Raw genomic sequence first — 21210 nt, 5'->3', positions numbered from 1 at the left:
GTCGGCGTGCGGCTCAGCCGTCGTGGGCGAGCCGTCCGACCGCCTCTTCGTACCGCCTGCGGTACTCCGCGCGTGCAGTGACCCGCAGCAGGGCTTCGAGGGCCCGCACCGCTCCCTGGTCGTACTCGGCGCGTTCCGCCTCCGCTGCCGCCAGGTCCAGCATCCGGATGCCCTCCTCCTCGTCGCCGAGCGCCAGCCGGGCCTCGCCGCTGACGGTCAGCAGCAGCACCCGGCGCGCGACCTCCTCGTGCTCGGGGCCGAGGTCGAGCGCCGTGCGGGCGGAGTGCAGCGCCTCCTGCGGCCGGTTGGCGGTGAGCTGCATCCGGGAGAGGTGCTGCAGGGCGAGCATCTCGGTGTGCGCGTCGGCCTCCTCGCGGGCCAGGTCGACGGCGAGCGCGCAGCCCTTCAGCGCCGTGTCGAGCCCGCCCTGTTCGGCCTGGACGATGGCCAGGTTGATCAGCGCGGTCGCCTCGCCGAGCCGGTCTCCGGCCTGCCGGGCGAGGTCGAGCGAGCGCTCCAGCAGGGCGACGGCCTCGGCGCTCCTGCCCTCCTCGGTCAGCACCCAGCCCAGCAGATTGATCACCCGCGACTCGGCGTACGGATCGTGCTCGGTGCGCGCGGCGTCCAGCGCCAGTTCCAGCAGCGGGGCCCAGCCGTCCCGGACCCGCCACACCACCTGCGGCCACTGGAGCAGGATGATCCGCCAGGCCCGGTCGTCGAGCCCGGCGGCCCGGGCCGCGACGGCGGCCCGGGCCAGATCGTCGCGTTCGGCGGCCAGCCAGTTCATCGCCGCCGCGCGGTCGGTGAAGTCCTGGACGGCGGCGGGGCGATGGTAGTCGTCCGGCAGGACGAAGCAGGGCTCGCCGCCAGGTTCGGCCGTGTCGGCGGCTGCGAGCGCGGTGGCTATGTAGTGGTCGAGGACGCCGACGAGGGCCTCGGGTCCGGACGCGGGGTCCAGGCCGCGGGCGTAGAGACGGACCAGATCGTGCAGCACCCAGCGACCGGGTGCCGTCTCGGTGACGAGGTGGGCGGTGGCGAGCCGTTCCAGCGCCGCGGCGGCGGCGACCGGATCCGTGCCGGCGAGTGCGGCGGCGGTGTGCCGGTCGACGTGGCTGCCGGGGTGGTGGCCGAGCCGGGTGAACTGGTGGACGGCGTCCGGCGGAAGCTGCTGCACGGTCAGCCGCAGCGCGGCCGAGACGCCGGTGTCGTCGACGGCGAGGTACGTCAGCCGGCTGCGTTCGTCGGCCAGTTCGTCGGCCAGCCCGGCCAGCGTCCGCTGCGGGCGTCCCGCCAGCCGGGCCGCGGTGACGCGCAGGGCGAGCGGCAGTCCTCCGCAGAGTCCGGCGAGCCGGCGGGCGGCCACGGGTTCGGCGAGGACCCGCTCCTCGCCGAGCACACCGGCCAGCAGGGCCGTGCCGTCCTGCGGTTCGAGTACGTCGAGCGGGACGGGGCGGGCCGCGTCCGAGGCGATGAGGCCTTCCAGCCGGTGCCGGCTGGTGACCAGCGTGACGCAGTCGGTGCCGCCCGGCAGCAGCTGCCTGACCGTGGCGGAGCCGCGGGCGTTGTCGAGGACGACGAGCAGCCGGCGCCGGTCGGTCAGGGACCGGAAGAGCGCGGCCGCGGCGGGGGCGGACTCGGGGATGCGGCGCGGTGCGACGCCGAGCGCCAGCAGGAACTCCCGCAGGACTTCGATGAGTGTGGGCTCACCCGTGTCGCTGAACCCGCGCAGATCGGCGAAGAGCCGTCCGTCCGGGAAGGCGGCGGAGTTCCGGTGCGCCCACTGGAGGGCCAGCGCGGTCTTGCCCACGCCCGCCGGTCCGGTGACCAGACAGACGGGTGCCTCGCCCGCCGCGGCCCGGCTGAGCGCGGCCAGTTCGGCGCCCCGCCCGTGGAAGCCGCGGGGTGCCCGGGGCAGCAGATCGGTGGGATGCGGCTCACCGACGAGGGGGTGTGGGACTGCGGAGCGGGGAAGCGGCGGGCCGGAGGTGCTGTCCGCACCGGCCCAGGCCTCCGCCACGATCCCGGCTTTCACACCGGCCCCGGGCTCCGTACCGGGCCTGGCCTCCGTACCGGGCCTGGGCTCCGTACCGGGCCTGGGCTTCGCACCGCCGGTCGAGTCGTCCGGGCGGTCGGTCGGCGCATCCGGTCCCGGGGTGCCGCGCAGGATCAGCGCGTACGCGTCGGCGAGTTCGTGTCCCGGGTCGATCCCGAGCTCGTCGGCGAGCAGCCGCCTCGTGCGGTGGAACCAGTCCAGGGCCTCCGACTGACGCCCCGCCCGGTACAGCGCCGTCATCAGGGCTGCCGCCAGCGACTCCCGCATCGGATGCGCGACGGCTTCCGCCCGCAGCACCGCCGCGGCCCGGCTGTGTTCCCCCAGCGCCGTGTAGGCGTGCGCCAGTTGCTCGACCGCCGCCAGCCGGGATTCCTCCAGGGAGTGCGCTGCGGCCTGCAGCGGCGGGCCGGCGAACGCGCCGGTGAGCGCCGGGCCCTGCCACAGGGACAGGGCCTCCTTGAGCATCAGTGCGGAGTCGGCGGGGCTGCGCTGCTCCCGCGCCAGTACCAGCAACTCCTCGAACCGCTGCGAGTCCAGCAGGGTCTCCGGCACCCGCAGCACATACGCGTCGCCGAGCGTGATCAGCTCCACCCCGTACGCCTCCGCGTCCGCGCCCACCAGGAGGGCGCGGAGCCGGGAGACATGGCCCTGGATGACACTGCGGGCGTGCAACGGTGGTTCGTCGTCCCACAGGGAGTCCGTCAACCGGGCGATGGATACGGGTGTGTTGGCGGACAACAGCAACGCGGCCAGCAGGCTGCGGCGTTTTGCGGGGCCGAGGGGCAGCGGCCCGGTACGCGTGTCGACGGAGACGGTGCCGAGCAGCCGGAACTCCACGTACGGCTTCCCTTCCGGGCGGGGTGCACCCGTGGTGGGGGCACGGGCAATGTCCCAGGATATCGAGGGTGCCGCGGAGTCGACGAGGGGTCATCGCCGGGTTGGCGGGGCGCGATCCGACAGGCGTCGTGGGTCAGGGGTGGTGGCGCTCGTGCTCGGACACCACCGTGGTGCCGGGCGGCACGATCATCCGGCGGCGCCGCGCGATGCTCGCGTAGACGAAGACCCCGATGATGCCGACGATCATCATGATCCAGCCGACCAGGTCGACGTCGACGGTGTCCATCTTCCAGTCCGTGGCGAAGGCCAGTATCGCCCCGGCGCCGATGAGGATGATGCATCCTCCGAGTCCCATGATTCCCGCCTCCTCGACGGCCCGGCAGTTCCGGGCCGGTGTACGGCTCGCGTACCCGGCCCGGTGACGGCCATGCCCCGGACCGTGGTCGGGGCGGAGGGAGACTCAGCCCGCCAGGAACGCCGCCAGCGCGTTGGCCAGCAGATACGGATCGTTCGCGCCGCACAGTTCACGGGCACTGTGCATCGAGAGGATCGCGACACCGATGTCCACGGTCTGGATGCCGTGCCGGGCGGCGGTGATCGGGCCGATCGTGGTGCCGCACGGCATCGAGTTGTTGGAGACGAACGTCTGCCAGGGCACGTCGGCCTTCCGGCACGCCTCCGCGAACACGGCCCGGCCGCTGCCGTCGGTCGCGTACCGCATATTGACGTTGACCTTGAGGATCGGTCCGCCGTTGACCACCGGGTGGTGGGTCGGGTCGTGGCGCTCGGCGTAGTTGGGGTGGATCGCGTGGCCGGTGTCGGAGGAGAGACAGACGGTCCCGGCGAAGGCACGGGCGCGGTCCTCGTACGTACCGCCGCGGGCGAAGACGGAACGCTCCAGGACCGTGCCGAGCAGCGGTCCGTCGGCGCCCGTGTCGGACTGCGAGCCGTTCTCCTCGTGGTCGAAGGCGGCCATGACCGGGATGTACGGCAGCTCGGCGTCCGGCTGCCCGGAGACGGCGGCGAGCGCGGCGGTCGCCGCGTGCACGGAGAGCAGGTTGTCCATCCTGGGCCCGGCCAGCAGCTCGCGGTCCCGGCCCAGGTAGGCGGGCGGCTCGACGGGGTGCGGCATCAGGTCCCAGCCGGTCACGTCCTCGGCGGCGACGCCCGCCTCCGCGGCGACGAACCGGATCAGGTCGCCCTCCTCGACCTCCCCGAGCCCCCAGATCGGCTGCATGTGCTTCTGCCGGTCGAGCTTCAGGCCGTCGGGGTTGGCCGACCGGTCCAGATGCACGGCCAGCTGGGGTACGCGCAGGAGCGGCCGGTTGATGTTCACCAGCCGGTGCGTGCCGTCGCGCAGCGAGATCCGGCCGGCGAGGCCGAGGTCCCGGTCGAGCCAGGTGTTGAGGAGCGTCCCGCCGTAGATCTCCACGGCGACCTGCCGCCAGCCGTACGCGCCGGTGTCGGGCAGCGGCTTGACCCGCAGGTTCGGCGAGTCGGTGTGCGCCCCGACGATCCGGTACGGGGTGTGGGCCGCGGCGCCCCCGGGCACGTACCAGGCCACGATCGCACCGCCGCGCAGGACGTACTTCCCCCCGCTGGTGCCGTCCCAGGCCGCGGTTTCCTCGACCTGGCGGAACCCGGCCTTCTCCAGCCGCTCGGCCGCGGTGGCCACGGCATGGTACGGGGAGGGGGAGGACATCAGGAAGGCCATCAGATCGTCGGTGTGGCCGCGGTCGAAGCGGAGGGAGGAACTCATGTTCTTCACTGTAACGAGGCCGGACCGGCCGGATTCACCGTCGTCCCGCGGCGGCGCCGCGACGCGTCCGTGGAGACCGGGGCGGGTGCGGGGAGAGCGGCGCCGCGACGCGTCCGTGGAGACCGGGGCGGGTGCGGGGAGACCGGGCCTACAGCTGGTCGATGGCGGTCAGGTCGATGTCGATGTCGTACGGGGCGGAGAGCTTCAGGCGGTCGTGGTGGACGCCGGTGGAGACGTATGTCTTGTTGATCGGGTCGAGTGTGTACGTCCAGACCACGGGCCGGTCGTTCTCGCCGGCCATTTCGACGAGCCAGAAGTGCTCGATGCCTGCGCCCGCGTACTTGTGCGGCTTGGTGTCGCGGTCGCGGTCCTCGGAGTCGGGGGATACGACTTCGACGGCGAGCAGGACGTCGGCGGCGTCGTAGCGTGTCTGCCGCTGGTTCACCGCACCTTCTTCCCGCACCACGACCAGGTCGGGTTCCGGCGCGTTCCGCTTGCCGAGCACGATGGCCATCTCCCGGCGCACGCGGAGGTCGGCGGGTACGTGCGTGCGCAGGCCCTGTTCCAGCAGATACATCGCCAGCGTGTGGAAATTGCGCTGCGGACTCACGAAAACCAGGCTCCCGTCGATCAGCTCTGTGTGCGGCGGGAGGTCATCAAGCGTGAAGAAGTCGTCCACGGTGTAGCCGTCCTCAGGCGGGACCGGCCACTTGGATGTCTCGCGCCGCAGCTGCGACGCCTCGGGCAGTGCCTCGGCGGTCATGGTTCCTCCCATGGACGGGGTTCTGGCCCTGCAGCCAGCGTACCCAGCTGATACGACAGCACCGCCACCCGAAAGCCTGTCCGGGTGACGGTGCGTGTTGACGATCGTGAGCGGGGCCTGAGGCTAGAACGCGGCCTCGTCCAGCTCCATCAGCGAGTTGTCGACGGACTCCGCGAGTGCGCGCTCGGTGGAGACGCCCGGCAGGACGTTCGCGGCGAAGAACTTCGCGGCGGCGATCTTGCCCTGGTAGAAGGCGACGTCCTTCGCCGTGGCGGTCGGCAGCTTCTCGGTCGCGACGGCCGCGCCCTTGAGCAGCAGGTAGCCGACGACGACATCGCCGGAGGCCATCAGCAGGCGGGTGGTGTTGAGGCCCACCTTGTAGATGTTCTTGACGTCCTCGCCGGTCGCGGTCAGGTCGGTGATCATCGTGCCGACGATCGCCTCCAGGTCCACGGCGGCCTTGGCGAGCGAGTCCAGCGCGCCGGACAGTTCCTCGTGGCCCTGGGCGCCGGCGAGGAACTTCTTGATCTCCTCGGAGAGGGCGTTCAGCGAGGCACCCTGGTCGCGGACGATCTTCCGGAAGAAGAAGTCCTGGCCCTGGATCGCCGTCGTGCCCTCGTACAGCGTGTCGATCTTGGCGTCACGGATGTACTGCTCGATCGGGTACTCCTGGAGGTACCCGGAGCCGCCGAACGTCTGGAGCGACTGCGCCAGCTGCTCGTACGACTTCTCGGAGCCGTAGCCCTTCACGATCGGGAGCAGCAGGTCGTTGAGGCCGTGCAGTGCCTTGGCGTCCTCGCCCGCGGCCTCCTTCTCCTGGATCGCGTCCTGGACGGTGGCGGTGTACAGCACGAGCGAGCGCATGCCCTCCGCGTACGCCTTCTGCGTCATGAGCGCGCGGCGCACGTCGGGGTGGTGCGTGATGGTGACCTTGGGGGCGGCCTTGTCCATGAACTGCGAGAGGTCGGTGCCCTGGACGCGCTCCTTGGCGTACTCCAGCGCGTTCAGGTAGCCGGTCGACAGGGTCGCGATGGCCTTCGTGCCGACCATCATGCGGGCGAACTCGATGATGCGGAACATCTGGCGGATGCCGTCGTGCTTGTCACCGATCAGCCAGCCCTTGGCCGGGTGCTGGTCGCCGAAGGTCATCTCGCAGGTGTTGGACGCCTTGAGGCCCATCTTGTGCTCGACGTTCGTCGCGTACACGCCGTTGCGCTCGCCCAGCTCGCCGGTGGTCCAGTCGAAGTGGAACTTCGGGACCATGAAGAGCGAGAGGCCCTTCGTGCCGGGACCGGCGCCCTCGGGGCGGGCCAGCACGTAGTGAATGATGTTCTCGGACATGTCGTGCTCGCCCGAGGTGATGAAGCGCTTCACGCCCTCGATGTGCCAGGAGCCGTCCTCCTGCTCGACGGCCTTCGTGCGGCCCGCGCCGACGTCCGAACCGGCGTCCGGCTCGGTCAGCACCATCGTCGAGCCCCACTGCTTCTCGACGGCGATCTCGGCGATCTTCTTCTGCGCCTCGTTGCCCTCCTCGAAGAGGATGCCGGCGAACGCCGGGCCCGAGGAGTACATCCACACGGCCGGGTTCGAGCCGAGCAGCAGCTCCGCGTAGGACCAGATCAGGGAGCGCGGCGAGGTGGTGCCGCCGATCTCCTCGGGCAGGCCCAGACGCCAGTACTCGGAGTCCATGAAGGCCTGGTACGACTTCTTGAAGGTCTCCGGGACCGGCGCGGTGTTGGTCTCCGGGTCGAAGACCGGCGGGTTGCGGTCGGCGTCGGCGAAGGATTCGGCCAGCTCGTTCTCCGCGAGACGGGCGACCTCGTCGAGGATGCTCTTCGCCGTCTCGACGTCCATCTCGGCGAACGGGCCGGTGCCGTACGTCTTGTCGCGCCCGAGGACCTCGAAGAGGTTGAACTCGATGTCGCGGAGATTCGACTTGTAGTGCCCCATGGAAGGCTCCGTAATCAATAGCAGTGGCGCGCAGCACCCCGGGAGGGGGGTGTGGGCCGGGTGGGCGACGAGCTGGCGTGCGTATATCAGCTGACCTCTACGATGATGCTACCCGCCAGTAATAAGACGCAACCCCTCAAGGGCCCGATGTGGCCGATTACTCTTTGCGGTATGTACGGCTACGACCAGAACCCGGGTGCACAGCAGCAGATGGGCGGCGGCTACGGCGAGCAGCCGCTGTATCCCGAGCCCTCGCCGCCCTCCCTGGGGGACGCGGTACGTGCCTTCACCACCGGCTCGCTGGCCGCCGAGGACTTCCAGCAGATCTTCGCGACGTCGAAGGTCTACTGCCCGCGCGGCGACAACCCCGGCTTCCTCGCGCTGCACAACACCCAGCAGCCGGTGATCCCGATGTTCACCACGCTCAAGGAGCTCCGGTTGTACGCGGGCAAGGAGTCCAAGTACTTCGTGATCACCGGGGCCGAGGTGATCGACCTGCTGCCGACGGGCTACGGCTTCGTCCTCGACATGGAGGGTGAGCACCGCATGGTCTTCGACGCCAAGGCCGTGGAGCAGATGGTCGACTTCGCGATGCGCCGTATGTACGGCTGAGATCCGCGCTTCACGAAGGGGCCCGTACCGCCTGGTACGGGCCCCTTCGCGTTTCGGTGCGGGCTCCTTCTCCCTGTTGTGACGGTCCGGGAATGGATGACGCCTTGCGGAATGTTCACCATTCAACTAAATTGAGCTCAGGACAAACCCGGAGGTGGCTCCCATGCCCGCAGTGACCGTCGAAAACCCGCTGACCCTGCCCAAGGTCGCCGCCTCGGGCGATGCCAAGGCCCGTCCCGTGCTCGCCGTCACCACGGCGCCGAGCGGATTCGAAGGGGAGGGCTTCCCGGTGCGCCGCGCGTTCGCCGGGATCAACTACAAGTACCTCGACCCGTTCATCATGATGGACCAGATGGGCGAGGTGGAGTACGCGGCCGGCGAACCGAAGGGCACTCCCTGGCACCCGCACCGCGGCTTCGAGACCGTCACGTACCTGATCGACGGAACCTTCGTCCACCAGGACTCCAACGGTGGCGGCGGCACCATCCGCAACGGCGACACCCAGTGGATGACCGCCGGGTCCGGCCTCCTGCACATCGAGGCCCCGCCGGAGTCCCTGGTGATGTCGGGCGGCCTCTTCCACGGCCTCCAGCTCTGGGTGAACCTGCCCAAGGCCGACAAGATGATGGCCCCCCGCTACCAGGACATCCGCGGCGGTCAGGTCCAGCTCCTCGCCTCCCCGGACGGCGGCGCGCTGCTCCGCGTCATCGCCGGTGAGCTCGACGGGCACGAGGGTCCCGGCATCACGCACACCCCGATCACGATGATCCACGCCACCGTCCGTCCCGGTGCCGAGGTGACCCTGCCGTGGCGCGAGGACTTCAACGGACTCGCGTATGTGCTCGCCGGGCGCGGCTCCGTCGGTACGGAGCGCCGCCCCGTCCACATGGGGCAGACCGCGGTGTTCGGCGCCGGTTCCTCGCTGACCGTCCGTGCGGACGAGCAGCAGGACGGCAACACCCCGGACCTGGAGGTCGTGCTGCTCGGCGGCCGTCCGATCCGCGAGCCCATGGCGCACTACGGGCCGTTCGTGATGAACAGCCAGGCCGAACTGAAGCAGGCGTTCGAGGACTTCCAGGCCGGCCGCCTCGGCACGGTGCCCGCCGTCCACGGAATGTGACCCGTGAGGCCGATGTGTGACAGACCGCCACCCGTACGGCCGCACAAGCGGGACATCGCCCCCGCGCCGTGATCGGGTGGGAGGGTGCAGACCCCCAAGCCCCTCCTGCCCGACAGCGCGCGGCGTACCGCCGCCTGGTGCGGTGTCGTTCTCCTCGTCACCGGGGTCGCCGCGGTCGCCGTCTGGCTGTGCGTCATCTTCAAGACGGCGGTCACCCCCGTGCTGCTCGCGCTGCTCGGCACCGCGCTGCTCGGGCCGGTCCATCGTTGGCTGACCAGCCGCGGACTGAACCGCTCACTGGCCGCGGGGCTCACCTGCGCCCTGCTCGTCGCGGTGGTCGGCGGCGCCGGATACATCGTCGTCACCGCGCTCGTCGACACCGGCGACCAGATCGTCCACTCGCTGAAGGACGCCGGGCAGTGGGTCATCGACCACTTCGGGATCAGCAAGAACACCAATGTGGACGACCTCATCGCCAACGCCCGGAAAATCTTCCAGAAGTTCGGCGCGAGCGCGGCGGGCGGACTCCTCTCCGGGATCAGCCTGATCGGCTCGCTGATCGCCACCAGCGTCCTCGCCCTCCTGCTGACCTTCTTCTTCCTCCGCGACTCCGACCGGGCCGCGGGCCTCGCCCACTCGATCGCCCCGCGCGGCACCGGAGACCAGGTCGAAGCCATGGGACGGCGGGCCTTCGAAGCCGTCCAGGGCTTCATGCGAGGCACCACGTTCATCGCGCTGATCGACGCGATCTGCATCACCGTCGGCCTGCTGATCCTGAGCGTCCCCGGCGCGGTGGGGCTCGGCGCGCTGGTCTTCGTCGGTGCCTACATCCCCTATCTCGGGGCCTTCATCTCCGGCGCGGTCGCGGTGCTGGTCGCGCTCGCCGACCGGGGGTTCGTGATCGCGCTCTGGGCGCTGGGGGTGGTGCTCGCCGTGCAGGTGCTGGAGGGCCACGTCCTGCAGCCGATGATCCAGAGCCGTACGGTCCAGATGCACCCCGCCACCATCATGATCGCGATCACCGCGGGCGCCGGAGTGGCGGGACTGCTGGGCATGCTGCTCGCGGTGCCGGTCTGCGCGGCGGCCTTCGGCATCGTCGGCGAACTGCGGGGGGAGCGGGGAGCACAGGGCGAGGGCGGCGGCCCCGCCTCCTCCCCGGCCCCGCCCGACGCCTGACCGGGCGGCCGACGTCATTCCGGACGGGACGGCGCCGTCCCGGCCCCTCGCGCTCAGCCCATCTCGTCCGGCCACGGCTCGTAGAGCTCGAACCAGATCGACTTCCCCGCCCCCTGCGGATCCACCCCCCACGCGTCGGCGAGCATCTCCATCAGCATCAGCCCCCGCCCGCTGGAAGCCATCTCCCCGGGCCGCCGACGGTGCGGCAGCTCGTCGCTGGCGTCGGCCACCTCCACCCGCAGCCGCCGTTTCCCGGGTTCCCCCGTCGCCTCGGCGACCACCAGCGCGTCCCCGTCCGTGTGGACGAGCACATTGGTGGCCATCTCGGAGATCATCAGCACCGCCGCGTCGACCTGCTCCGGATCGGCCCAGTCGTGGAGCAGTTCCCGCAGATGCTGCCGGGCCGCCGCGATCCGCTCCGGCTCCGCCTGCGCGATGGTCAGCGCGGTGCGCCGCGCGGTCTCCTTCGACGTCCCCCCGTCGCGCCGTAGCAGGAGCACCGCTATGTCGTCCTCCCGGCGGTCCGCCAGCGGCCCCGTCGTGTAGTGCGACGTGGGCCCGTGCACGGCCTGCACGAGGGCGTCGGCGAGCTTCTCCAGGTCGTCCGTGTGCTGTTCCAGGATCGGCCGCAGCCGGATCCAGCCGGTCGCCAGATCGTGGCCGCCGGTCTCGATCAGCCCGTCGGTGCAGAGCATGATCGTTTCCCCGGCCTCCAGGGTGAGCCGGGTCGTCGGGTAGTCGGCGTCCGCCTCGATGCCGAGCGGCAGCCCGCCCTCGGTCTGGCGGATCATCGCGGTCCCGTCGGCGGTCACCACCACCGGATCCGGGTGGCCGGCCCGCGCGATGTCGAGAACGCCGGTCTCCGGGTCGGCCTCCGCGTACAGACAGGTCGCGAAGCGCAGCCCCGTCCCCGCCCCGTCCTCGTACGCGTCGGTGAGGCCGGAGAGGAACCGGGACGCGCGGGAGAGCACCGCGTCCGGGCGATGACCCTCGGAGGCGTACGCGCGCAGGGCGATCCGCAACTGGCCCATCAGGCCCGCGGCGCGCACGTCGTGGCCCTGGACGTCACCGATGACGAGGGCGATGCGGCCGTTGGGGAGGGGGATCATGTCGTACCAGTCGCCGCCGACCTGGAGCCCGCCACCGGTCGGCACGTAGCGGGCGGCGACCGTCATCCCCGGGATCTCGGGGCCGAGCGACGGCATCATCGAGCGCTGGAGTCCCAGCGACAGCTCGCGCTCCGTCTCGGCGACCCCGGCCCGGGTCAGGGCCTGGGCGAGCATCCGGGCCACGGTCGTCAGTACGGCACGCTCGTCCGGCGAGAACGACACCGGGTGCCGGAAGCCGGCCATCCAGGCGCCCATGGTCCGCCCTGCCACGATCAGCGGCAGAAAGGCCCAGGAGCGGCGGCCGAATCGGCGGGCGAGCGGCCAGGTGATCGGGTAGCGGCGGCTGTACTCCTCGGCAGAGGGCAGGTAGATCGCGCGTCCCGTACGTACGACCTCGGCGGCCGGATAGTCGGTCTCCAGCGGCATGTCGTTGAACGGTCCTTCGTCTCCCACGCCGTGCCCGTGGTGCCCGATGATCGTCAGCCGCTCGCCCGAGATACCGAAGACCGCCAGGCCGTCCGGCGAGAACCCGGGCATGGACAGCGAGGCGGCGACCCGCAGCACCTCCGCGGTCGACCGGGCCTCGGCCAGCGCCCGGCCCGCGTCCAGCAGGAACGCCTCACGCGAGCGGCGCCAGTCCCCGGTGATGGGGGTGTGCGCCCCGGTGGTGCCCGGCTGCGGCTCGGCGACCTCCTGGAGCGTGCCGATCAGCACATAGGACGTGCTGCCGGGCGCCTCGGGCGGGAACGGCTTGGAACGGCTGCGCACGGTACGCAGCACCCGGCCGTGCTCGTCCACGATCCGCAGCCGGGCCTCGGCGAGGGTGCCCTCGGCGACCGCGAGATTCACCACTCCGTAGATCTCGTTCCAGTCGACCGGATGGAAACGGGAACGCACCGCGGACTCGCGGAAGACACCGGCCGCGGCGGGCAGCTCAAGCAGCCGGGCCGCCTCGGCATCGAGCGTGACGGTCCCGGCTGCGTTGTCCCAGCGCCACAGGCCGGTCGCGGTCGCGGCCAGGACGTCCTCGGTGCGCATTGCCCCACTTTAAGAAGATCTGCTCGGCGGACGCCACCGAGGGCGGGCGGCCGGGGCCCGTAGGGCAGGGTCCCGGCCGCCTGCCACCCCTCCCGATGATCTTGAAATGTCAATGTCAATGAATCGGTGCGGGGACGAGCGGTAGCCTGGGGAGGCTGAATCCACCCCGAACCGCGAAGACTGGATGAACGAGAATGCATCGGTACAGGTCACACACCTGCGGCGAGCTCCGCGCCTCTGATGTCGGCACCGACGTCCGGCTGAGCGGCTGGCTGCACAATCGCCGAGACCTGGGCGGCATCCTCTTCATCGATCTGCGCGACCACTACGGTCTGGTGCAGCTCGTCGCCCGTCCCGGCACCCCCGGCAACGAGGCCCTGGCGAAGCTCACCAAGGAGACCGTCGTACGGATCGACGGCAAGGTCTCCGCGCGCGGTGCCGACAACGTGAACCCGGAGCTCCCGACCGGCGAGATCGAGATCGAGGTCACCGAGGTCGAGGTGCTGGGCGAGGCCGCCCCGCTGCCCTTCACGATCAACGCCGAGGACGGGGTCAACGAGGAGCGGCGCCTGGAGTACCGCTTCCTCGACCTGCGCCGTGAGCGCATGCACCGCAACATCATGCTGCGCTCGGCCGTCATCGCCTCCATCCGCGCCAAGATGGTGGCCCTCGGCTTCAACGAGATGGCGACCCCGATCCTCACCGCGACCTCTCCCGAGGGCGCCCGTGACTTCGTCGTCCCGTCCCGCCTGAACCCGGGCAAGTTCTACGCCCTGCCCCAGGCCCCGCAGCAGTTCAAGCAGCTGCTGATGATCTCCGGCTTCGACCGCTACTTCCAGATCGCGCCCTGCTTCCGCGACGAGGACGCCCGCGCCGACCGCTCGCCCGGCGAGTTCTACCAGCTCGATGTCGAGATGTCGTTCGTCGAGCAGGAGGACGTCTTCCGGCCGATCGAGAAGCTGATGACCGAGCTCTTCGAGGAGTTCGGCAACGGCCGCCACGTCACCTCGCCGTTCCCGCGCATCCCGTTCCGTGAGGCGATGCTGAAGTACGGCAACGACAAGCCGGACCTGCGGGCCCAGCTGGAACTGGTCGACATCTCCGACATCTTCGCCGACTCGGAGTTCAAGGCGTTCGCCGGCAAGCACGTCCGCGCCCTCCCTGTCCCGGACACCGCGGGCCAGTCCCGGAAGTTCTTCGACGGCCTCGGCGACTACGCCGTCCAGCACGGCGCCAAGGGCCTGGCCTGGGTCCGTGTCGGCGAGGACGGCGGCCTGACCGGCCCGATCGCCAAGTTCCTCACCGAGACCGACATCAAGACCCTCACCGAGCGTCTGTCTCTCGTCCCCGGCCACGCGGTCTTCTTCGGCGCGGGCGAGTTCGACGAGGTCTCCAAGATCATGTCCGCCGTCCGCGTCGAGGCAGCCAAGCGCGCCGGCCACTTCGAGGAGGGCGTCTTCCGGTTCTGCTGGGTCGTCGACTTCCCGATGTACGAGAGGGACGAGGACACCGGGAAGATCGACTTCTCCCACAACCCCTTCTCGATGCCCCAGGGCGGCCTGAAGGACCTGGAGGAGAAGGACCCGCTGGACATCCTCGCCTGGCAGTACGACATCGTCTGCAACGGCATCGAGCTGTCCTCCGGCGCCATCCGTAACCACGAGCCCGAGCTGATGCTCAAGGCCTTCGAGATCGCCGGTTACGACCGCGAGACCGTCGAGCACGAGTTCGCGGGCATGCTCCGCGCCTTCCGCCTCGGCGCCCCGCCGCACGGCGGCATCGCCCCGGGCGTCGACCGCATCGTGATGCTGCTGGCCGACGAGCCCAACATCCGCGAGACGATCGCCTTCCCGCTCAACGGCAACGCCCAGGACCTGATGATGGGCGCCCCGACCGAGCTGGACGAGTCCCGCCTGCGCGAGCTGAACATCCAGCTCCGCAAGCCGGCCGCGACGGCGAAGGACAAGACGGAGAAGTAGCCACGCGCCGCTTGTCCCGGTTCCACGTGAAACAGCCCCCGGCCGGATGGCCGGGGGCTGTTCGCTGAGCGCGCCCGGCCTCGCCGGCGCCGCCCGCCCGGAGTGCTCAGCCGGCGACGCGCGTGTAGGTGAGGAACACCGCGCCGCTCTTGAGGGCGGTGTGGTCGGTGAGCGTCCAGGTGCGCGGGTCGAAGGCGGCCTTGCGGGAGAACAGAGGGATTCCGTCGCCGATGGTCAGCGGGCCGACCTTGAGGATCAGCGTGTCGATCTCGGCGTACAGGGAGCCCGCCAGCTCGGCTCCGCCGAGCAGCCAGATGTCTTTGCCGTCCTGCTGCTTGAGCTCGCGCACGGTCGCCACCGGGTCGTCGGCGACCAGTTCGACGGCCGGGGCCGGGCTCTCGGTCAGGGTCCGGGAAAATACCAGGTGACGCAGGTGGGGGTAGGCATCGGTGATCCCGGCCGCAAGACCGATCTCGTAGCTGCGCCGCCCCTCAAGCACAGTGTCGAAGTGCGTGCCCCCCGCAGTGACGGACAGCGCCTGCCGGGCATGCACGGGAAGCGTCTCCGGGTACTCGGCCACGAGGTGCTGGACGTAGTCCTCCGGTATGGGCCAGAAGCCGTTCGGACCACTGGGGTCCGCGCCGTCCGGGCCCGCGATGAAGCCATCGAGAGTGGTGGCGATGTAGTGGACGAGTCTGCGCACGCCGTGTCCCTTCCGTCGGTCCGCTGCCGCGGTGCGGCCCCGGGGCCGCCGTCTGGGTGCCAGGGTGCGAGACCGCTGAGTGATCATCACACCGGGCCGACTGCGCGAGCACCGTAACGTCAATTCTTGTGAACATTCGCACGCGCGACCGGCCCAGCGGCTGCTGAAACCAGCCAAGAAACACAGTTGTTCGAAGTGAGCAGAGCCGAACCCTGCATCCGCGGGGAGCAGGCCTGGACGGTGACCTTCTTCCTGTCCGGCGCGGGACCAACCCCGCGTGCGCGGGGAGCAGGCCGCTGTCCCCCCGACCGCCGCACTCCTCGCGGGACCAACCCCGCGTGCGCGGGGAGCAGAGTTCCTGACCTGCAGTTTTAGGCGATGCGGTGGCTGTTTTTACTCACTTCTTTGAATTGCGACATTAGGATTAAAGCGCACCTTCTGGTGTGGCGGCACGGTCGCGCTTCCGGGCTCTGTGATGGCTTGACGTCGGCGATGAGGGCGTGTGACACAGAGGCGACTCGGCGTCTGACGGTCCGGGTGCAGATTGCGCATGAAGTGTCAGCTTCTGAGACATCATCGGCCGCGAATGTGGCTGCGGCAGATCTGCGGCCTCCACGTCGGCACCAGCCGCAGCCGCCCAAGCCTCAAGGTCATCGGCCGTGGCGGTCTGCTTCCCCGTTTCCAGCCGGGACACTTTCGACCGCTGCCAGCCAAGCCTCTCGGTAATCTCCTTGCCGTTCAGGCCGGCTTCGGTGCGCAGCTCACGCAGCCGCGCACCGAGGGCGATACGTCCGGCTTGGAAGTCCGTACTCACGCAGTCGACGGTACCTGTGCCTGGAACACCCTTGTCGGGATCGCGTGGTGCCAGGCGGCATCGCGGACTTGGCAGGCTCGAAGCACGGCGGGGGCATCGTCGATGAGTTCGACGCCCATCGTCACGCCTTGGTCATCGATGTGGAAGCGAGCGAGGGTCCGCGAGTCGAACAGCCAGAAGTCGAAGGTGGGTAGCCCAAGACGCTCCGCGTCGCCCCGGTACAAGTTGCGGATGTCTTCGCCAGCCTCGACGTTGCCCAGTCCACTGGCCAAAAGGAACTGCTGGCCCTCGGTGGGAGGGTCGTCGACCAGGCGCACTCGTGCGAACGTCTTTCCCTTCTGAGTCTTCTCGCGAACGCTGGCATGCCACGGGCTGTCCGGGTCGAATCCCAGGGTCTCCCCTCGTTGGAAGCGGGCCCAGTTCTGACTGACGCGGTCGGTGGCGTAGCCGCGCTGGGTCTCCAGTCGCCACGCGGTGTGCTCGAATTCATCGAAGAGATGCACGATCTCCTCGAACGGGACGAGAGAAGGCATGTCACTCCTTGGGGGCGAAGCGTGTCAGCAACTCACGGGGGACGACGACGAACGTCTCACTTTCCTTGACGTCACGAAGTTGAGCCAGATGTTCCGGGTTGGTCTCCCTCTCCCCCTGGACAAGGATGTCGCCCGTCTCTACCACTTCGTACAGGGTGGGGCAGTTGCCATGTTCCGAGGTGGTGCCGATGAACCTGAGCGTCATATGGCCCTCCAGCCAGGTGGGTTGATGATCTGGATGCGCTGGGTAGCCCTCGTATGTGTGGCGATTGCGGCAGATTGCGGATCTGGCCCAAGGCCGTCGCATCGCTCGCAACGAAGGGGTCATGTCTCGCTAGGCAGCGAGGAGTTCGCACCAGACGAACTTGCCGGAGTCGCCCTTGCCGCTGAGTAGATACCAGCCCCAGCTGTCCGTGCTGTTGCGGACCAGGTCGAGACCGCGCCCGTTCTCGGCTTCTGCGGTCGGGTACAGCGGCGGCGCAGGCGGGGTGGGGTCCGCGTCCCAGACGCCGATGCGCAGTACGCGGCCCGCCCAGCGCAGGCGTAAGGCGGCCGGGCCCTTGGTGTGGCGTACCGCGTTGCCGACCAGTTCGGTGGCGACGAGCTCGGCGGTTTCGGAGAGGGGCAGCAGGTCGCGCAGGGCGAGGATCAGACGCAGGGTGCGGTGGGAGACCGTGACCGCGCGGGAGTCGTGGGGGATGTAGAGGGTGTACTCCCACGGGGCGTCGGTGCTTACAGGCGAGTTCGGCATACGGGAACTCCGTTTGGTGCGCGAGTGGTTGTGGGGCGTGGCGGTCTACGGGCGGTGGCATGCCGCGCCCGTCGTGGCATGACGGTGCGGTGCGCTTCCGGGGCCCCGGCAATTCGCAGCGTGTGCGGTGCATCACTGACGGTAGGGGTAAAGCTTTCCCCCGGTCAATCGTGACTGTGATACTCATACGTTCAACTCGCCTGAATGGGAGGCAACATGCCCGGTAGGAGCGTCATCACGGCACGCCAGGAACGGTTGGGGGCCGAACTGCGCAAGCTTCGCGAGCGGGCTGGTCTGACCGGTCGCGATGCCGCAAGGACCATGGGCGTGGCCGAGAGCAAGATTTCCAGCATGGAGGCGGGCCGGGTGGGTGTCAGCGCTGAACGCGTGCGTCACCTGGCCGGCCAGTACGCGTGTGACGACGCCGCGCTGATCGATGCCCTGGCGGGCATGGCTGTCGAGCGGGTACGCGGATGGTGGGAGGAATACCGGGAACAGGTGCCCTCCGGGTACCTGGACCTGGCCGAGCTTGAGCACCATGCCGCCTGGGTGAAGAACTTCGAGACCGTGCACGTGCCGGGGTTGTTGCAGACGGAGCAGCAGGTCCGGGCCATTTTCTCCGCGACGGTACCGGCGCTGTCCGAGGAGGAACTGGCGGTGCGGGTACGGTTCCGGCTGAGACGGCAGGAGGTTCTTGCCGAGGGGCGGATGGGTCATTACGAAGCGGTGATCCACGAAGCCGCTCTCCGGATCAGGGTCGCTGACGGCAAAGTGGCGCGAGGCCAGCTTCTGCACGTCCTGGACCAGTCCGAGCTGCCGCATGTGACGGTGCGGGTCATTCCTTTCGACCTGGATGGGTTTGCGGGAATGGGGGATCCCCTGGTGTACGTGGGTGGGCCGGTGCCGTCGCTCGATACCGTTCTCACGGACACCCCGCACGGTGGCGCATTTCTGGACGCGCAGGCACAGCTCTGCCGGTACCGCGAGGTCGTGCGCAAGCTGGAGACGGTCTCGTTGGGCGTCATAGAGTCGAGGAACTTCATCCATCGCCTTGTGCGGAGCATGTGAAAGGTCCCGGCATGACAAAGGGCATCGTGTGGCAGAAGTCCTCGTACTCGGGCGGGGGCGATTCCTCCAACTGCGTCGAACTCGCCGCGCACGACGGCCTGATACGCCTCCGCGAGAGCGATGACCCCAGTACGGAGCTGGCGGTCACCCCGGATCAGTTGGCCCGGCTCCTTGGCCGGGTGAAGGGTGGGCGGTTCGGCGAGGTGTGATTTCCGCGGCCTCACAGCAACGCACAGCCCGCGCACACGCCACTCCCAACTTCCCTGTCTAGCCTCGCCGTTCATGACAGAGACCCAAGAGCCCGCGCACAAGAAGGACATGTCCCGCCGCCGTGTGGTGCTCGCCGGAGGTGCGGTGATCGTGGCCGCCGGGATCGGGGCGGGCGCCGTTGCCAGTGCCTCGGCCGATGAGGACACGACCGGTGCCAAGAAGTCCGGGGGCGGACACGGCGCGGCGTGTTACCGGCTCACCTCGGAGACCACCGAGGGGCCGTACTACATCGACGCCGACAAGTTCCGGAAGGACATCACCGAGGACAAGGAGGGCATCCCGCTCACCCTCGGACTCAAGGTGATCGACTCCGACACCTGCAGGCCGGTCGCGCACGCGGCCGTCGACATCTGGCACTGCGACGCGCTCGGCGTCTACTCGGGTTACGAGGCGATGAGCTCCGGCGGGCCGGGGGGACCCGGCGGCCCCGGCGACGGGGGCACGCCGCCGACCGGTGCGCCGACCGACGCCCCCACCGGCGCTCCCCCGTCCGGCGGACCCGGCGGCCCCGGCGACGGGCACAGTGAGCCCACCGACGACGAGCGGTATCTGAGGGGCACCCAGCTCACCGACAAGCACGGGTACGTGGAGTTCAAGACGATCTTCCCGGGCTGGTACCAGGGGCGCTGCGTGCACATCCACACCAAGGTGCACGTCGGCGGGAAGATGACCGACGCCGGGTACGAGGGCGGGCACACCTGCCACACGGGGCAGTTCTTCTTCGCCGAGTCGGCGGTCCTGGACTCGGCGAAGATCGAGCCGTACGCGACCAGCACCACCACCCGTACCACCCTCACCGAGGACACCATCTACGACCGGAGCGGGGTCACCGGCGGGCTGATGACGCTCTCGTACCGCAAGCGCCACATGGCGCGCGGCGTCGTCGGCTCGATCACGATGGGCGTGGACCCGGACGAGACGCACGACGGCACGGACCTCTGACCGGGCCTCAGCCGCCTGCTCTCCCCCCACGGAGGCGAAGGGCCCGGAACCCGCATGGACGACCAGCGGTTCCGGGTCCTTCGCGCGGGTGTGTTCTGCGGGCGGTACAGCCGTATGGCCCTCGTGCGGATTCGCGTCGGCGTGTCGCGGCGTTAACTGGATTTCGGCGGGACGAAGCGTGACGGGGAGCCCGCCCGAACAGCCTGCGCCCACGACCGCTGAGGAGTACCCGTGTCCGTGTACCGGCCGTCGGCCGCCCGGCGTCCCCCGCACGCCGTCCGCGCCGCCACCTGCGTCGCCGCGATCCTGTTGCTCACCGCCTGCGACAACACCTCCGAAACCGACATCGCCACCCGCAAGGTCCGGGCATCCGCCACGGCTTCCGCGGGTGTCGGGGGGCCGCAGGCCGACGGGATACCGGGAAAGGCCGCCCCGGCCCCGGTGGCCCCGCGCCTTCACCCCCGGGAGATCCCCGCGCTGGGGCCGCAGATACGGGCCGAGATCCCGGCGGACTCCCGGCAGGCGCTCGTCGTCAGCGGCGATTTCTACAATTCCAGCCTGTCCACCGCGGTCCTCTACACCCGTGATGATCCCGCCCGGGGCTGGCGCGCGGCCACGGACCGTTGGCCGGCCCACAACGCCCTGAACGGCTGGACGGACGAGCACTGGGAGGACGACCTCCGCACCCCGGTCGGGGTCTACGGGCTGACGGCCGCGGGCGGCCTGCTCGAACCCCCGGGCACCATGTTCCCGTACAACCAGAGCCCGTCGTTCGCCGTGAGCGGCGAGGGGTTCGACGGGGAGTCCCTCGAAGGTTCCTTCAACTATGTCGTCGCCGTCGACTACAACCGGACCCCCGGCGCCTCCCCCCTGGACCAGGAGCGTCCGCTGGGCAAGGAACGGGGTGGCGGCATCTGGATCCACGCGGACCACGGCGGTCCGACCCAGGGCTGCATCTCCCTCCCCGAGGACCGGATGAGGGAACTGCTCCGCCTTCTCGACCCCCAGAAGAAGCCGGTCGTCGTGATGGGGGACGTGGAGGCGCTGGAGCGGTGAACCGGGTACGGGCCGGGTGGAGCGCCCGTACGCTGGACGCAGCCCGGTTTCCTTCAGGAGGCAGTGATGAGTGTGGTTGAGGAGAGTGTGCTGACCCAGGAGGTCTTCGAGGACCTCGCCCGTCATGCCATACGCGCCGAAGAAGCGCTGCGCCTGGAGTTCGTGAACGGGAAACTGGGGGTCAAGGCTGTGCCGGACGGGGACCACGGGCGGATCATCGCCTGGCTGACGCAGATGTGCATGCAGTCGGATCCGGGCAACTGGCTCTTCGCCGAACAGGGGCTGCGCATCGAGACGTACCGGAAGGGCAACGCACGCCCGGACGGTGTGCTCGCCCCGCTCGACATCTTCGTCGGCCAGGGCGAGTGGGCCAGTCCCGACGGCGTCCTGATGGTCGTCGAGGTCACCTCGTACGACGAGGACACCGACCGCCGGGACCGTGTCGAGAAGCCGCGTGCGTATGCCGAGACCGGCATCCCCGTCTACCTGCTCATCGACCGCGACACCAGCGAGGTCAAGGTGCACTCGCAGCCCGACGGCGTGCGGTACGAGCAAGTGGTGACGGTGCCGTACGGGAAGTCCGTGGAACTCCCCGACCCCGTGGGCATCGAACTGGACACCGAGCCGCTGAAGAACTGGGTCCGCTGACCCGGCAGCGGCTGAGTAGCGGAAAGGGC

At 69.7% G+C, this 21210-nt stretch carries 19 protein-coding genes and 1 pseudogene; 9 read left to right on the top strand and 11 right to left on the bottom strand.

Features of this window, described 5'->3' with window-relative positions; translation table 11 throughout:
* Positions 1 to 13: 13 nt before the first annotated feature.
* The 5 genes from ABZ826_RS15495 to ABZ826_RS15475 all read right to left on the bottom strand — a co-directional run bounded on the left by ABZ826_RS15495 (position 14) and on the right by ABZ826_RS15475 (position 7362).
* Complete coding sequence (locus tag ABZ826_RS15495) at positions 14 to 2890, bottom strand: BTAD domain-containing putative transcriptional regulator (protein ID WP_361447341.1); 2877 nt, start codon at positions 2888 to 2890, stop codon at positions 14 to 16.
* A gap of 133 nt (positions 2891 to 3023) precedes the next feature.
* The gene (locus ABZ826_RS15490) at positions 3024 to 3245 is read right to left on the bottom strand and encodes a DUF6458 family protein (protein WP_361447339.1); all 222 of its coding nucleotides are present in this window, start codon (positions 3243 to 3245) and stop codon (positions 3024 to 3026) included.
* 105 nt (positions 3246 to 3350) lie between these two features.
* Positions 3351 to 4649: a M18 family aminopeptidase gene (locus tag ABZ826_RS15485; protein WP_361447337.1), complete on the bottom strand. Its 1299-nt coding sequence runs from the start codon at positions 4647 to 4649 to the stop codon at positions 3351 to 3353.
* A 148-nt stretch (positions 4650 to 4797) separates the two neighbouring features.
* Positions 4798 to 5424 (bottom strand): Uma2 family endonuclease, encoded by a 627-nt coding sequence (locus ABZ826_RS15480; RefSeq protein WP_361447335.1) that lies wholly within the window; start codon positions 5422 to 5424, stop codon positions 4798 to 4800.
* A 111-nt stretch (positions 5425 to 5535) separates the two neighbouring features.
* Complete coding sequence (locus ABZ826_RS15475; RefSeq protein WP_361447333.1) at positions 5536 to 7362, bottom strand: acyl-CoA dehydrogenase; 1827 nt, start codon at positions 7360 to 7362, stop codon at positions 5536 to 5538.
* Positions 7363 to 7533: 171 nt separating this feature from the next.
* On the opposite strand from ABZ826_RS15475, the gene ABZ826_RS15470 reads away from it, so the two are divergent.
* The 3 genes from ABZ826_RS15470 to ABZ826_RS15460 all read left to right on the top strand — a co-directional run bounded on the left by ABZ826_RS15470 (position 7534) and on the right by ABZ826_RS15460 (position 10270).
* Complete coding sequence (locus tag ABZ826_RS15470; RefSeq protein WP_361447331.1) at positions 7534 to 7974, top strand: SseB family protein; 441 nt, start codon at positions 7534 to 7536, stop codon at positions 7972 to 7974.
* Between the two features lie 163 nt (positions 7975 to 8137).
* Positions 8138 to 9094 (top strand): pirin family protein, encoded by a 957-nt coding sequence (locus ABZ826_RS15465; protein WP_361447329.1) that lies wholly within the window; start codon positions 8138 to 8140, stop codon positions 9092 to 9094.
* 84 nt (positions 9095 to 9178) lie between these two features.
* Positions 9179 to 10270 carry an AI-2E family transporter gene (locus ABZ826_RS15460; RefSeq protein ID WP_361447327.1) on the top strand — a complete coding sequence of 364 codons (1092 nt, stop codon included), beginning with the start codon at positions 9179 to 9181 and terminating at the stop codon, positions 10268 to 10270.
* 53 nt (positions 10271 to 10323) lie between these two features.
* Here ABZ826_RS15460 and ABZ826_RS15455 read toward each other — a convergent pair whose 3' ends face one another.
* Positions 10324 to 12417, bottom strand: coding sequence for a SpoIIE family protein phosphatase (locus ABZ826_RS15455; RefSeq protein ID WP_361447325.1), 2094 nt, complete (start codon positions 12415 to 12417; stop codon positions 10324 to 10326).
* 194 nt (positions 12418 to 12611) lie between these two features.
* Between ABZ826_RS15455 and aspS the strand changes: the two genes are divergently transcribed.
* Entirely contained in the window at positions 12612 to 14396 is a 1785-nt protein-coding gene (gene aspS / locus ABZ826_RS15450; RefSeq protein ID WP_361447323.1) for an aspartate--tRNA ligase, read from the top strand.
* A gap of 106 nt (positions 14397 to 14502) precedes the next feature.
* On the opposite strand, the gene ABZ826_RS15445 is transcribed toward aspS, so the two are convergent.
* The 5 genes and pseudogenes from ABZ826_RS15445 to ABZ826_RS15425 all read right to left on the bottom strand — a co-directional run bounded on the left by ABZ826_RS15445 (position 14503) and on the right by ABZ826_RS15425 (position 17197).
* Positions 14503 to 15099: a dihydrofolate reductase family protein gene (locus ABZ826_RS15445; RefSeq protein ID WP_361447321.1), complete on the bottom strand. Its 597-nt coding sequence runs from the start codon at positions 15097 to 15099 to the stop codon at positions 14503 to 14505.
* Positions 15100 to 15697: 598 nt separating this feature from the next.
* Positions 15698 to 15913 (bottom strand): annotated as a pseudogene (locus ABZ826_RS15440) (helix-turn-helix transcriptional regulator); the annotation flags it as partial.
* Positions 15910 to 16446, bottom strand: a complete 537-nt coding sequence (locus tag ABZ826_RS15435; RefSeq protein ID WP_361447319.1) for a DUF6879 family protein — start codon at positions 16444 to 16446, stop codon at positions 15910 to 15912. The pseudogene ABZ826_RS15440 and the gene ABZ826_RS15435, both read right to left, overlap by 4 nt.
* Before the next feature lies 1 nt (position 16447).
* Positions 16448 to 16651 carry a hypothetical protein gene (locus ABZ826_RS15430; protein WP_361447317.1) on the bottom strand — a complete coding sequence of 68 codons (204 nt, stop codon included), beginning with the start codon at positions 16649 to 16651 and terminating at the stop codon, positions 16448 to 16450.
* A 129-nt stretch (positions 16652 to 16780) separates the two neighbouring features.
* Positions 16781 to 17197, bottom strand: a complete 417-nt coding sequence (locus tag ABZ826_RS15425; RefSeq protein WP_361447315.1) for an ATP-binding protein — start codon at positions 17195 to 17197, stop codon at positions 16781 to 16783.
* 204 nt (positions 17198 to 17401) lie between these two features.
* Here ABZ826_RS15425 and ABZ826_RS15420 point away from each other — a divergent pair, with 204 nt between their 5' ends.
* From ABZ826_RS15420 to ABZ826_RS15400, 5 genes are all read left to right on the top strand, one after another.
* The gene (locus ABZ826_RS15420; RefSeq protein ID WP_361447313.1) at positions 17402 to 18265 is read left to right on the top strand and encodes a helix-turn-helix transcriptional regulator; all 864 of its coding nucleotides are present in this window, start codon (positions 17402 to 17404) and stop codon (positions 18263 to 18265) included.
* Positions 18266 to 18276: 11 nt separating this feature from the next.
* Positions 18277 to 18474, top strand: a complete 198-nt coding sequence (locus ABZ826_RS15415) for a DUF397 domain-containing protein (RefSeq protein ID WP_361447311.1) — start codon at positions 18277 to 18279, stop codon at positions 18472 to 18474.
* A gap of 73 nt (positions 18475 to 18547) precedes the next feature.
* On the top strand, positions 18548 to 19477 hold the full coding sequence (locus tag ABZ826_RS15410; protein ID WP_361447309.1) for an intradiol ring-cleavage dioxygenase: 930 nt from the start codon (positions 18548 to 18550) through the stop codon (positions 19475 to 19477).
* 231 nt (positions 19478 to 19708) lie between these two features.
* On the top strand, positions 19709 to 20533 hold the full coding sequence (locus ABZ826_RS15405) for a L,D-transpeptidase family protein (RefSeq protein ID WP_361447307.1): 825 nt from the start codon (positions 19709 to 19711) through the stop codon (positions 20531 to 20533).
* 66 nt (positions 20534 to 20599) lie between these two features.
* Positions 20600 to 21181, top strand: coding sequence for a Uma2 family endonuclease (locus tag ABZ826_RS15400; protein ID WP_361447305.1), 582 nt, complete (start codon positions 20600 to 20602; stop codon positions 21179 to 21181).
* Positions 21182 to 21210 lie beyond the last annotated feature (29 nt).

The organism is Streptomyces sp. NPDC047515, assembly GCF_040643055.1.
GTDB lineage: Bacteria > Actinomycetota > Actinomycetes > Streptomycetales > Streptomycetaceae > Streptomyces.
The sequence above is the reverse complement of the archived record's forward strand: the minus strand, read 5'-3'. Positions and strand labels throughout refer to the sequence as shown.